Genomic DNA, 13,272 nt, shown 5'->3' on the forward strand with positions numbered 1-13,272 from the left:
GAGGCCATGATGAGCACCTATGCGAACCTTCCCGCGCCCAGCCCGGAACAGGGGCTGAACCGGTATCTCCAGGAAATCCGCAAGTTCCCGCTGCTGGAACCCGAACAGGAATACATGCTCGCCAAACGCTGGGTCGACCATCAGGACGCCGGCGCCGCGCACCAGCTTGTCACCAGCCACCTGCGGCTCGCCGCCAAGATCGCCATGGGCTATCGCGGCTACGGCCTGCCGCAGGCCGAGGTGATTTCCGAGGCGAACGTCGGCCTGATGCAGGCGGTCAAGCGCTTCGATCCCGAACGCGGGTTCCGCCTGGCCACCTATGCGATGTGGTGGATCCGCGCCTCGATCCAGGAATACATCCTGCGGTCCTGGAGCCTGGTGAAGCTCGGCACGACCAGTGCCCAGAAAAAGCTGTTCTTCAACCTGCGCAAGGCCAAGGCCAAGGTCGGCGCGCTCGAGGAAGGCGATCTGCGCCCCGAGAACGTGGCCCAGATCGCCAAGGACCTGTCGGTTTCGGAGGATGAGGTCATCGCGATGAACCGGCGCCTCTCGGGGTCGGACGCCTCGCTGAACGCCACCGTCGGGTCCGAGGATGGCGGATCGCAGTGGCAGGACTGGCTGGAAGACGAAGACAGCGACCAGGCCGCCGACTATGCCGAGCGGGACGAGCTTGAAGCCCGCCGCGCCCTGCTCGTGCAGGCCATGTCGGTCCTGAACGACCGCGAAAAGGACATCCTCGTGCAGCGCCGCCTGTCCGACGCACCGGTGACGCTGGAGGAACTGTCGGAAAGCTACGGCGTCAGCCGCGAGCGGATCCGGCAGATCGAGGTGCGCGCCTTCGAAAAGCTGCAGGGCAAGATGCGCGACCTGGCGCGCGGAAAGGGAATGCTGATTCCCGCCTGAGATCGGCAGCAGGCCGGTTTCCCCACCGGCCTGCGACCGCTAACATGCCCCTGCATCAACAAGGGGCGTGATCATGCAGACAATCCGCTGGGGCATTCTTGGCGCATCGAAATTCGCGCGCGACCATATGGCGCCCGCCATCCATGCCGCGCGCGGCGCCATGCTGGCCGCTGTTGCCACCTCCGACCCGGCCCGCGCCCTGCCCTTTGCCGAGCTTGCGCCGGGGCTGCGGGTGCTTGGGGATTATGACGCCCTGCTCGCGGACCCCGCGATCGACGCGGTCTACATTCCGCTGCCCAACCACCTTCACGTCGAATGGACGCTGCGGGCGCTTGCCGCCGGAAAGCATGTGCTGACCGAAAAGCCGCTGGCCATGACCGCCGCCGAATACGACACGGTGATCGCGGCGCGCGATGCCGCCGGACGGCTGGCCGCCGAGGCCTACATGATCGTGCATCACCCGCAGTGGCAGCGCGCCCGCGCGCTCATCGCCGATGGTGCCATCGGCCCCGTCCTGCATGTGGATGGCGCCTTCAGCTATGACAATCGCCACGATCTCGCGAATATCCGCAACCGGCCCGAAACCGGCGGCGGCGGCATCCGCGACATCGGTGTCTACACCTACGGCTCCGCCCGTTTCGCCACCGGCGCCGAACCCGAACCCGAAACCCTGCGCGCCCGCTGGGTGCTCGAAAACGGCGTCGATACCTGGGCCCAGGTCACGGGGCGCTTTTCAGGCAATGGCCACAGCTTCACCTATTCCGCCGTCACCTCGATGCGCCTGTTCCCCCGGCAGGAAATGACCTTCCAGGGCGAGAGGGGTCTGCTGCGGCTGACCTGTCCGTTCAACGCCAACGTCTTCGGCGAGGCGCGGGTGGAACTCCACCGCCCCGGGCTGAGCGTCACGGCCGAACGCTTTCCCGGCGTCAACCACTATGTCCTTCAGGTCGAGGCATTTGGCGCATCCCTGCGTGACGGCGGGCCCTACGGCTGTCCGCTGGAATTCACCAGGGGCACGCAGGCGATGATCGACCGCGTGTTCGCCGTCGCTGCGCCCGCCTGAATCCGGCCGTTGTGTCAGTCGGGCTTGTCGGTGACTCGCTGCAGTCTGCACATTTTGTAAACCAAACTAGACAGATTTCCGCCAAGTATTTCAAACAACGGCGGAAATTCTGCATGATTTGTCCGTCTTGATTGACACTTTCAAGATGCTAGGATCACGGGGCGGGAATCGTAACCTGTGGGCATGGGCGCGGACGGATGAACAAGGACGACAGGCTGCTTCTCGATGCGCAGGCGTTCGAGCGTGCCAAGGGCCTGTTTGTCGCCCCGTCGCCGCGCCTGCCGGGCAAGGCGGTCGAGGCGCTGGCCTCCGAGGTTCTCGCCAGGCTGTCCAGTCGCGGCGGTGCCATCGACATATGGGCCGCCGCAGACAGCGCCAGCAGGATGGAAGGCCGGATCGAATCGCTCAGCCATGCGCTGCTCGCCCTCGACGATGCCGAGGCGACCGAGATCGTGATGCAGGCCCACACCGACGGCGTTCCGGTCGAAACGCTGTATCTCGGCCTTCTGGCCGAGGCCGCGCGCCGCCTTGGCCGCTGGTGGGAAGAGGACCGCATCACCTCGGTCGAGGTGGTGATCGGGGCAGGCCGGATCTATGCCATCATGCGCGGCCTGCGCCGTCTGTTCGGCCGGGGGCCATGGCGCGGAGAACGGTTCCGTGCGGTCTTTGCCAGCGTCCCCGGCGAGACGCATATCCTCGGCGTGGCGATGGCCGCCGATCTGCTGACGATGCACGGATGGGAAATCGACCTGCGCGCCGGGCTCGACCATGACCGCCTCGTGGCCGAGATCGGCAACGCCGACTATCCGATCATCGGCCTTTCGGCGTCGTCCGGCCGGATGCTGTTCCCCTTGGCACGTCTGATCGTCGCGCTGCGCGTGTCGAACCCCGGGGCCTGGATCATGGCCTGCGGCGGCATCACCGATCTGGAACCCGACGTCGCGGCCCTGGTCGATGCCGACGCCGCCGCACGGGATGTGCCGGCCGCAGAACGGATGATGGAATCCTACGTCGCCCAGATGCAGGGCAGCGCCCAGCTTTAGCGGCGGGCTGCCGCGCGCGGTCACAATTCTTAACGGATGATGAACGGCGCAGTGTCAACTCATTGAAATCATTGATATGGAAAGGGCGTCCCATCGTGGGACGCCCCTGCCTTTCAGGTGTCCTCCATGCGGAAGGCCGCATCCACCGGCGGCCGGATCGCGTTCAGCAGCGCATTGGTCCGCGCGGCCTGCGCGACCACCCGGAACAGATCGGCCTGCTCCTCCGCCGTCATGCCCCTGGCGCGGGCCGCCGCCAGATGCGAATGCGTGCAGTAGTCGCAGGCATTCACGATGCTGACGGCGGCATAGATCATCTCCTTCACCTTCGGGTCGAGCGCCGAGGGCGTGGCCATCACCCCCTTCACGCCCGCCCAGGTCTCGGCCAGCAGCGCCGGGTCGAAGGCGAGGTATCGCCAGACATTGTTGACGAAGTCCGATCCCCGCGTGGCGCGGATATCATCGAACACCGCCTTCACCCGGGGGTCGGCCTCGGGATCGGCGGGCGGGGTCACGGTTGCCAAGATGCGACTCCTTTCAGCCTGCGGGGACTGCTGCGCCGCTCAGGCCAGCGTGAAGATCCGCGCCGGGCCGCCGGTGCCCCCGGCATGTTTCGGCGCCCCCACCACCAGCGTGCCCCCCGTCGCGGGCACGGTCTCGAGGTTCGCCAGGCACTCGATCCCCCAGCGGCCCGAGGGCAGCCAGGCATAGTGCGTGGCGAAGTCCGGGCTCGGCCCGTGATCCAGCGACAGCGTGTCCACCGCAATCCCCGCCGCGTCCGCCTCGATCAGCATCTGCGCCGCCTCGATGTGAAACCCGGGGAAGTGCATCTTGCCCTCGGCGTCGAGCCCCCGGAACCGCGCGTCGCGCAACAGCGGCCCCCAACCCGACAGCATCGCCACGCAGGCCCCCGCCGGCACCGGCCCGTGCGCCGCGATCCAGGCCGAAAGGTCGTCGGGCGTCACCTGCGCGTCGGCGTTCTCGGCCGCCTTCGCCCGGATATCGACCACGCAGAGCGGGCAGACCAGCCGTTCCGGCGGAATCGCATCCACCGACAGGCCGTCCGCCGAGAAATGCAGCGGCGCGTCCATGTGGGTGCCGGTATGCTCGTTCACCCGGATTTCCTTGAGGTTGAACATGTGCTCGGCATAGTTGAACACCTGCGTCTCGAAGAACTGCTGGTCGCCGAAGAAGGTCGGGAAATCGGTCGTCAGCGTGTGGGTCATGTCGGTGACGCTGCGCGCCGCCTGCGCCATGGCCGGCATCGGTATCACCGATGCCGCCGCCGCCCCCGCCATTCCCGCCGCCCCGGCGCGCAGAAACCCGCGCCGCGACAGCATCCGTTCCTTCACGCTTTCGGTCACACAGGCATGGCACATCGCCGGACACTCCCTGTTATGTTGTAACGCACTGATGCGGCAGTGATTTGCGCGCGGCGTCGGACACAGAGTGCGCCAGTTTTGAAGCCTGTCAACCGTCAGGCGAATCCCGGACCGCGCGATCCTCGGCGGCCGACCGGCCCGGGCGCGCCGATGGCGCGGTCTTGCACTGCGCGCACCGGGCATCCGCGACGCTCAGCCTTCCATCGCCTCCAGTTCGTCGATGAAGCCCGCGATCATCGAAAGCCCCCGGTCCCAGAACGCCGGGTCCGACAGGTCAAGCCCGAAGGGCGCCAGCAATTCCCGGTGATGCTTCGACCCGCCGGCCTCGAGCATCGCGAAATACTTCGCCTCGAAGTCGGGAAGCCCCGATTCATAGGCCGCGTAGAGTGCGTTCACCAGGCCATCGCCGAAGGCATAGGCATAGACGTAGAAGGGCGAGTGGACGAAATGCGGGATATAGGCCCAGAAGGTCTCGTACCCGTCCATGAAGTCGAACGCATCCCCGAGGCTCTCGGCCTGCACGCTCATCCACAGCGCGTTGATGTCGTCAGGTGTCAGTTCCCCGGCCTTCCGTGCGGCATGCAACTTGCATTCGAAGTCGTAGAAGGCGATCTGCCGCACCACCGTGTTGATCATGTCCTCGACCTTGCCCGCCAGCAGGATCTTGCGTTCGGCCGGGGTCGCGGCCTCGGACAGGAGGCGGCGGAAGGTCAGCATCTCGCCGAACACGCTGGCGGTTTCCGCGAGAGTCAAAGGGGTTGCAGCCAGAAGCTCACCTTGCGCGGCGGCAAGCCGCTGATGCACCCCGTGGCCCAGTTCATGCGCCAGCGTCATCACGTCGCGCGGTTTGCCCAGGTAGTTCAGCATCACGTAGGGATGGACGGTGGTGACCGTCGGATGGGCGAAGGCCCCCGGCGCCTTGCCGGGCTTCACGCCGGCGTCGATCCAGCCGCGGGTAAAGAACGGCTCGGCCAGTTCCGCGAGGCGCGGGCTGAACGCCGCATAGGCGCTGCTGACCATGGCGCGGGCGGTGCCCCAGTCGACCAACCGGGGCGCTTCGAGCGGAAGGGGCGCGTTGCGGTCCCAGACCTGAAGGCGGTCAAGACCCATCCAGCGGGCCTTCAGCCGGTAGTAGCGGTGCGACAGGCGCGGATAGGCGGCCACCACGGCATCGCGCAGGGCCTGCACGACCTCGGGTTCCACATGGTTCGACAGATGGCGCCCGTGCTGCGGCGAGGGCATCTTGCGCCAGCGGTCGTGAATGTCCTTTTCCTTGGCCAGCGTGTTGTGGACACGCGCGAACAGCTTGATGTTCCTGTCGAATTCGGTTGCCAATGCGCGCGCTGCGGCCTCGCGCCGGGTGCGGTCGGTGTCGGTCAGCAGGTTCAGCGTGGACTCGAGGTTCAGCCGTTCCTCCTCGCCCGCGACGGCAAAGGTCAGACCCGCCATCGTCTCGTCGAACAGCCGGTTCCAGGCCGCGGCGCCGACCGTCGACTGGTCGTGCAGGAAGCGTTCCAACTCGTCCGACAGCTGGTGCGGGCGCATCGCGCGCATGCGGTCGAACACCGGCTTGTAGCGGGCAAGGCCCGCGTCGGCGGCCAGAAGCGCGGCCAGATGGTCATCTTCCAGCCGGTTGAACTCCAGGCTGAAGAACACGAGCGCGGTGGTCGCCTCGGTCACCTTGTCCTGCGCGTCGGCGATGAACTTGGCGCGTTCGCTGTCCATGGTGTTCTGGTAATAGCGCAGCCCCGCATAGGACATGATGCGCCCTGCAAGGATGTCGATCGCCTCGTAGGACTCGACGCAGGCACGCAGCCCGGCCGCGTCAAGCGATGCGAGATTCCCCTCGTAAGATTTTGCAAAGGCGTCACAATCCGCAACAAGCCGGGTCATGTCGGCGGCGAATTCCGGGGCGTCGGGCGCGGGATAGAGATCGCGCAGGTCCCATTCCGGCAGGTCGCCGAAGGCGCCGCCGCCGCTGGCGTCTGCATCGAACAGGGGCTGGATCGGGGACATGGGGCACCTCTTGCGTTTGGTTCCATCTAGGGGGGGTGGCGGCGGAACCGCAACCCTTGCGCCCCGCGGGCGGGGTCAATTTTCGCGGTGGGCGCGCAGCAGGCCGCGCAGGCTGTCGAGCGTGTCGATCTCGGCGACCGGCTTGTCGCGGCGCCAGCGGAGCATCCGGGGAAAGCGCAGGGCGATGCCGGACTTGTGGCGGGGGCTGTCCTGGATGCCCTCGAAGGCCAGTTCGAACACAAGATGTGGTGTCACCCGCCGCACAGGGCCGAAGCGTTCGAGGGTGTTGGCGCGAACCCAGGCCGTGATCTCGGCGAACTCGGCGTCGGTCAGGCCGGAATAGGCCTTGGTGAACGGCACGAAGGTGTCGCCGTCGCGCAGGCCGAAGGTGAAATCGGTGTAGAGCGTGGCACGGCGGCCATGGCCTGCCTGGGCATAAAGCATAACCGCGTCAACGGTGTAGGGGTCGATCTTCCACTTCCACCAATCGCCACGGCGGCGGCCGGTGAAATAGGGCGACAGGGCGCGTTTCAGCATCAGCCCCTCGGCCTGCCGGTCGCGCGACCCGCGCCGGAGGGATGCCAGATCATCCCATGATTCAAAGGGGATGTCGGGCGATATCGAGACCGGCGCGGCGGCCGGCAGGGCGGCCAGCAGCGCGGTCAGGCGGGACCGGCGGGCATGGAAGGGGGTGGCGCGCAGGTCCGCGCCGGCATCCTCCAGCAGGTCATAAGCCAGGAAATGCACGGGAGTTTCGGCAAGCAACTGGCGGGAAAGGGTTTTTCGGCCGATCCGGCGTTGCAGCGCGGCGAAGGGCTGCGGCCGGGCGGCTGCCCGGTTCCAGGCCAGGATCTCGCCGTCGATCACGGTTCCATGGGGCAACATGCTGGAAAGAAGCGCGAATTCCGGAAACCGATCGGTCATCAGCTCTTCGCCCCGGGACCAGACGGCGAAGGCATCGGCACGCGCGACGATCTGGCCCCGGATGCCGTCCCACTTCCATTCGGCGGACCAGTCGGCGGGCGGCCCGAGGCTGTCGGGCGGATCCTCCAGGGGCGAGGCGAGGGCAAAGGGGTAGGGTCGCGTACCCCCAGATGTTGCGGTCGCATCGAGCAGTTGCGCCCAGGTGATGTGGTCGGGGTGCCAGTCACCCATCAGGCGATGGGCGATGTCGGCCTCGGCCCGGCCGGTGGCCATGGCCAGCGCCCGCGTCATCAGCCCCCGGCTGACACCCATGCGGAAACCGCCGGTCAGAAGCTTGATGAAGAGGAACCGCTCGGCGCCGCCAAGCCCGTCCCAGGCCCCGAGGATGGCCGCGCGGCGCGTCTCGACCGGCTGGCCGGTCAGCCCGATCAGGAATTGAATCCAGTGGGTTAGAGAATGATCCTCAGACCGGGACGGCGGCGGAAGCAGCAGCGTGATGGTCTCGGCCAGGTCGCCCGCGACGGCATAGCTTTCCTCCATCAGCCAGTCGGGAATGGCCGCGGCCTGCGCCGCCCAGAGGCGCAGTTCGGTGGCATTGACCGCCCGCTTTGGCCGCCGCCCCGACAGGAGCGCCGCACACCACAGGCGGTCGGATTCGGGGGCGGTGCGGAAATAGGCGGCCAGCGCCTCGGTCCGGGTGCCGGTGCGGGTGGTGCCGTCGAGGGCGGCAAAGAGCTTGGTAAACCGTTTCATAACGGTCTGGCACGCGTCTGGCATGCGTCTGGCATGCGTCGGGACAGGAGGGCGGCCGCGACGCGCGTCATTCGAGGCCCTCGGGCTCTTCCCCGTCGCCGGACCAGCCGGTCTCGACCACCCGCGCGTCGCGGCCCTGTCCGGCCAGCCAGCGGCGGAACGGCGTGGTGTAGCCATGCGTCACGAACACGCGCTCGGCCCCCGTGGCGGCGATGGCGGCATTCAGGCCAGGCCAGTCCGCGTGGTCCGAGATGACGAAGCCGGTGGCCAGGCCCCGCCTGCGCCGGATGCCGCGCAGTGCCATCCACCCGCTTGCGAAGGCCTGCGCGACGGGGGCGCCCAGCCGGTCGGCCCAGGGCGTGTTCAGCGCCGAGGGCGGCGCCAGGACGAGCGCACCGGGCGGCACCGCTCCGGCGCGGGCGGGCAGGGTGGGCGGCAGCGCATAGCCCTGGGCGCGCAGGATCGCCGTCGGCCCCTCGACCGCGCCATGGGTATGGATCGGCCCGAGCGCCGGCAGGGCCGCCATGATGCGCTGCGCCTTGCCAAGGCCATAGGCGCCGACCAGGCTGATCCGCCCCTCGGCGGCGTTGGCCGCCCACCAGTCCGCGATGTCTTGCATCACCTGCGCCTGCGGGGCCCATCGGAAGATCGGCAGCCCGAAGGTGCATTCGCTGATGAAGGCATCGCAGCGCAGCGGCTCGAAGGGTTCCGACAGACCGTCGGCCTCGGTCTTGTAGTCGCCCGAGACCACCCAGACCTCGCCCCGGTGCTCGACGCGGATCTGCGCGGAGCCGGGCACATGGCCTGCCGGATGGAAGCTGACGGTGACATCGCCGATGCGCCGGGGTTCGGCCCATCCGATCGCCTCGGCGGCGATGTCGCCGAGGCGGTGACGGATCACCGGCAGCGCCGCGCCCGTCGCCAGATAGCGTCCGTGGCCGGGGCGGGCGTGGTCGGAATGGCCGTGGGTGACAAGCGCGCGATCCACCGGGCGCCAGGGGTCGATGTGAAACCCCCCGGCGGGGCAGAAGATGCCGCGGTCGGTGAAGGTGAGGACGGGATCACGGGCCATGCCCGATAGATAGCGCCCCCGCGCCCGGTGCAACATCCCGCTGTGGCGCAACAGCGGCGGGTGGGCGGTGGCTTGCCCCCGGCGCGATTCGCCGCCACCTTGGCGCCATGGTCCGGATTTTGACAGGCGGCGGGATCACGCGGCGCGGGCTTGTGGCCGGCGCGGCGGCGGCGCTTGCCATGCCGCGGGCCGCGCGGGCGGGGCTGACCTGTTCGGGGTTCACCGCGCCGGGGCCCGAGGGGGTGCAGCGCTGCGTGGCCGGCCTGCCCGCGCTGAATGTGCGGGGGGCGGGGCAGCTTTGCCCGCACTGGTGCTGGGCGGCCTGCATCCAGAGCCTTTTCGCCACCGCCGGTTTCGTGATCCGCGACCAGAGCCGCATCGTCGGCGTGCTGTTCGGGCGGGCCGACCTGTGCCTTGCGGCCAACGGCGGGCAGATCGAGCGGGTGGTGAACCGCGACTGGCAGGCGGATGACGGGCGATGGTTCCGGGCCGAGGCGCAGACCCTGCTGGATCTGAGCCGGGGCCTCGGCAACCCGAACGTGGTGCAGGCCTCGGCCCGCGACCTTGCGAACGGCTATCCGCTGATCAACGGGGCCCTGGGACATGCCACGGTGATGACCGCGATGACCTATCTGACCGACCGGACGGGGGCGCTGCGCGGGATCGAGGACATCACCGTGGCCGACCCGCTGGTGCCGCTGGGCCAGGCCGCGCGGCAGCGGTCGCTGACGCGGGCCGAGCAGAACAACATCTTCTTCGTGATGCAGGTCCGGGTGTATGGATGAGGGCGCCGGTTTTTTGGGCGGATCCGGCGGGTATCGGCGGAATTCGCGGCGCCCCCCTTTTCGCGCGGGACGGGGGCTGATTAACATGACGGAAATCAGGTGGCGGGGCGGTGCGCGGTGACGAGCTATTTCAACGAGATGTTCGCCGAGGGCGCCGGGGGGGCGCGGGTGCGCGAGCCCTATGCCCGGCTGGAAGCCTGGACCCGCGACATGCCGGCCGAACTGCGCCAGATGAAGCAGGCCGAGGCAGAGCAGCTGTTCCGCCGCATCGGCATCACCTTTGCCGTCTATGGCGAGGGGGGCGACCCTGACCGGCTGATCCCGTTCGACATGTTCCCGCGCGTGTTCACCGCCGCCGAATGGACGCGGCTGGAGCGCGGCATCAAGCAGCGGGCGCGGGCGCTGAACGCCTTTCTGGTCGATGTCTACGGCCGCGGCGAGATCGTGAAGGCCGGGCGGATACCGGCCGCGCTGGTCTATCGCAACAATGCCTACGAAAAGGCGGTGGCGGGCATCGTGCCGCCCAAGGGCGTCTACAGCCATATCGTCGGCATCGACCTGGTGCGCACCGGGGCGGACGAGTTCTTCGTGCTGGAAGACAATTGCCGCACGCCGTCGGGCGTGTCCTACATGCTGGAGAACCGCGAGATCATGATGCGGATGTTTCCCGACCTGTTCCGGGAAAACCGCATCCAGCCGGTCGACAGCTATCCCGAACTGCTGCGCCGCACGCTGGCATCGGTGGCCCCGCAGAAATGCGATGGAGAGCCCTGCGTGGTGATCCTGACGCCGGGGCATTTCAACAGCGCCTATTACGAGCATTCGTTCCTGGCCGACCTGATGGGCGTGGAACTGGTCGAGGGGCAGGACCTGTTCGTGGAGGGTGCCTTTGTCTGGATGCGCACCACCGAGGGGCCGCGCAAGGTGGACGTGATCTATCGCCGGATCGACGACGCCTTCATCGACCCGCTGTGCTTCCGGCCCGACAGCATGCTTGGGGTGCCGGGGCTGATGGACGTCTACCGGTCGGGGGGCGTCGCGATCTGTTCGGCGCCGGGGGCGGGGGTGGCCGATGACAAGGCGGTCTATACCTTCGTGCCCGAGATGATCCGGTTCTACCTGGGCGAGGAGCCGATCCTGCGGAACGTGCCGACCTGGCAATGCGGCAAGGCGGACGATCTGAAATACGTGCTGGAGCGGCTGGGCGAACTGGTCGTCAAGGAGGTTCACGGATCGGGCGGCTATGGCATGCTGGTGGGTCCGAAGTCGACCGCCGAGCAGATCGAGGCGTTCCGGGCGCGGATCGTGGCCGATCCGGGCAACTACATCGCCCAGCCGACGCTGGCGCTGTCGACCACGCCCACCTTCGTGGCCGAGGGGATCGCGCCGCGCCATGTGGACCTGCGGCCCTATTGCCTGGTGGGCGAGCGGATCGAACTGGTGCCCGGCGGCCTGACGCGGGTGGCGCTGACCGAAGGGTCGCTGGTGGTGAACTCGTCGCAGGGCGGGGGCGTCAAGGATACCTGGGTGCTGGCGGAGTGATGCGATGCTGAGCCGGACCGCCGACAACCTGTACTGGATGGCCCGCTATGTGGAGCGGGCCGAAACCGCTGCCCGGCTGCTGGAGGTGGGCGCGCGCATAGCGCTGCTGCCGTCGTCCCACGGGTTCCGCAGCGAATGGGACAGCCTGCTGCGCGCCAGCGGCACCTCGATCGCCTTCGAGAAGAAATACGGCGAACCGGTGCAGCGCAACCTGGAAAGCTGGCTGTTCTTCGACCGCGACAACCCGTCCTCGGTGGCCAGTTGCCTGACGGCCGCGCGCGAGAACGGGCGGATCGTGCGCACCGCGCTGACCACGCAGATGTGGGACGCGCTGAATTCGGCCTTTCAGGACCTGCGGGTGTTCGACCGCACGCCGCGCAGCGAGCTGGCGCTGAGCCGGATGACGGAATGGACGATGCGGCAGACGGCGCTGCTGCGGGGCGCGATGGAGGCCACGCATCTGCGCAACGACGGCTATGATTTCCTGAACCTCGGATTCTACATCGAGCGGGCGGACAACACCGCGCGGCTGCTGGACGTGAAGTACTATGTGCTGCTGCCGAGCCTGGAGTTCGTGGGATCGGGGCTGGACAACTATCAGTGGACGACGCTTCTGCGCGCGATGAGCGCGCATCGCGCGTTCCACTGGGCCTATGGCGGCGAGGTGACGGCGGCCAAGATCGCGCATTTCCTGATCCTGAACCCGCAGATGCCGCGCAGCCTGGTGACCTGCGTCGAGGGCGCGAACATCCACCTTGACCGGCTGGCGCGCGGATACCGCCGGTCGACCCGGGCGCAGGACCGGGCGCGCGGGATGCTGGCGGGGCTGGCCGAACTGCGGACCGAGGACATTTTCGAGGAGGGTCTGCACGAGTTCCTGACCCGGTTCATCCGCGAGACGGCAGATCTGGGGGCGGCGGTTCACATGAGTTACCTGAGCGGGGACGTGCGCTGATGCTGATCGCGGTCGAGCATGTGACGACCTATCGCTATGACCGCCCGGTGCGCGGCGTCGTGCAGAGCCACCGGCTGACGCCGGCCGAGTTCGACGGGCAGCGCGTGCTGTCCTGGGATGTGGCGGTGACCGACGGCGTGAAGGGCGGCGGGTTCCGCGACGGGGCCGGCGACTGGATCCAGGGCTGGACCGTCTCGGGCCCGGTCAGCGAGATCGCGGTGACGGTGCGCGGGCTGGTCGAGACGGTGGACAACGCGGGCCTGCTGCGCGGGCATCGGGAAAAGGTGCCGCCGATGGTCTGGCTGACGCCAACCGCCGCGACGCGGCCCGACGATGCGATCCGGGCGCTGGCGATCCAGTCGCGCGGGGCGGGCGAGGCGCTGGCGCAGGTGCATGCCATGGCCGACGCGGTGGCCGCGGCGGTTGTCTGGACACCGGGAAAGACCCGGGCCCATACCACCGCGTCCGAGGCGCTGGCCCTGGGCGAGGGCGTATGCCAGGACCATGCGCAGGTGCTGATCGCGGCGGCGCGGGCGGGCGGGTTTCCGGCGCGCTATGCCACAGGCTACATGCTGGACGCGCCCGACGAGGGCGACGCGGCCCATGCCTGGGCCGAGGTCTGGGTGGAAGGGCTGGGCTGGGTGGGGTTCGACCCGGCGAACCGCTGCTGCCCGGATGCGCGCTATGTGCGGCTGGGATCGGGACGGGACGCGCAGGACGCCGCGCCGATCCGGGGTACCACGCGGGGCGCCGCCGGAGAGGAAAGCATGGCGGTCAGCCTGCGGGTGGCGCAGGGCCAGGTGCAGACGCAGCAATAGCCCCGGGGCGTCGGACGGC

Annotated in this window: 12 protein-coding genes; 7 read left to right on the forward strand and 5 right to left on the reverse strand. The window is 68.3% G+C overall.

Annotation, left to right across the window (positions count from 1 at the left end; translation table 11 throughout):
* Positions 1-9 precede the first annotated feature (9 nt).
* The 3 genes from rpoH to KF887_08035 all read left to right on the forward strand — a co-directional run bounded on the left by rpoH (position 10) and on the right by KF887_08035 (position 3,009).
* Positions 10-903, forward strand: a complete 894-nt coding sequence (gene rpoH / locus KF887_08025) for an RNA polymerase sigma factor RpoH (protein QYK43030.1) — start codon at positions 10-12, stop codon at positions 901-903.
* A 73-nt stretch (positions 904-976) separates the two neighbouring features.
* The gene (locus tag KF887_08030; GenBank protein ID QYK43031.1) at positions 977-1,966 is read left to right on the forward strand and encodes a Gfo/Idh/MocA family oxidoreductase; all 990 of its coding nucleotides are present in this window, start codon (positions 977-979) and stop codon (positions 1,964-1,966) included.
* Positions 1,967-2,163: 197 nt separating this feature from the next.
* Positions 2,164-3,009, forward strand: coding sequence for a B12-binding domain-containing protein (locus tag KF887_08035; protein ID QYK43032.1), 846 nt, complete (start codon positions 2,164-2,166; stop codon positions 3,007-3,009).
* Between the two features lie 113 nt (positions 3,010-3,122).
* Here the strand turns inward: KF887_08035 and KF887_08040 are convergent, their stop codons facing one another.
* From KF887_08040 to KF887_08060, 5 genes are all read right to left on the reverse strand, one after another.
* Entirely contained in the window at positions 3,123-3,530 is a 408-nt protein-coding gene (locus KF887_08040) for a carboxymuconolactone decarboxylase family protein (GenBank protein QYK43033.1), read from the reverse strand.
* A gap of 39 nt (positions 3,531-3,569) precedes the next feature.
* Positions 3,570-4,385 carry a cyclase family protein gene (locus KF887_08045; GenBank protein QYK43034.1) on the reverse strand — a complete coding sequence of 272 codons (816 nt, stop codon included), beginning with the start codon at positions 4,383-4,385 and terminating at the stop codon, positions 3,570-3,572.
* A gap of 195 nt (positions 4,386-4,580) precedes the next feature.
* Positions 4,581-6,404: a M3 family oligoendopeptidase gene (locus KF887_08050; GenBank protein QYK43035.1), complete on the reverse strand. Its 1,824-nt coding sequence runs from the start codon at positions 6,402-6,404 to the stop codon at positions 4,581-4,583.
* A 75-nt stretch (positions 6,405-6,479) separates the two neighbouring features.
* On the reverse strand, positions 6,480-8,081 hold the full coding sequence (locus KF887_08055; protein ID QYK43036.1) for an ATP-dependent DNA ligase: 1,602 nt from the start codon (positions 8,079-8,081) through the stop codon (positions 6,480-6,482).
* 67 nt (positions 8,082-8,148) lie between these two features.
* Entirely contained in the window at positions 8,149-9,153 is a 1,005-nt protein-coding gene (locus KF887_08060) for a ligase-associated DNA damage response exonuclease (GenBank protein ID QYK43037.1), read from the reverse strand.
* 107 nt (positions 9,154-9,260) lie between these two features.
* On the opposite strand from KF887_08060, the gene KF887_08065 reads away from it, so the two are divergent.
* From KF887_08065 to KF887_08080, 4 genes are all read left to right on the forward strand, one after another.
* The gene (locus tag KF887_08065; protein ID QYK43038.1) at positions 9,261-9,938 is read left to right on the forward strand and encodes a hypothetical protein; all 678 of its coding nucleotides are present in this window, start codon (positions 9,261-9,263) and stop codon (positions 9,936-9,938) included.
* Positions 9,939-10,076: 138 nt separating this feature from the next.
* Positions 10,077-11,480, forward strand: a complete 1,404-nt coding sequence (locus KF887_08070; protein QYK43488.1) for a circularly permuted type 2 ATP-grasp protein — start codon at positions 10,077-10,079, stop codon at positions 11,478-11,480.
* A 4-nt stretch (positions 11,481-11,484) separates the two neighbouring features.
* Positions 11,485-12,435 (forward strand): alpha-E domain-containing protein, encoded by a 951-nt coding sequence (locus KF887_08075; protein ID QYK43039.1) that lies wholly within the window; start codon positions 11,485-11,487, stop codon positions 12,433-12,435.
* Positions 12,435-13,253, forward strand: a complete 819-nt coding sequence (locus KF887_08080; protein ID QYK43040.1) for a transglutaminase family protein — start codon at positions 12,435-12,437, stop codon at positions 13,251-13,253. Before KF887_08075 ends, KF887_08080 begins: the two co-directional genes overlap by 1 nt.
* The last annotated feature ends 19 nt before the right edge of the window (positions 13,254-13,272 follow it).

This window comes from Paracoccaceae bacterium (assembly GCA_019454225.1).
Classification (GTDB): domain Bacteria; phylum Pseudomonadota; class Alphaproteobacteria; order Rhodobacterales; family Rhodobacteraceae.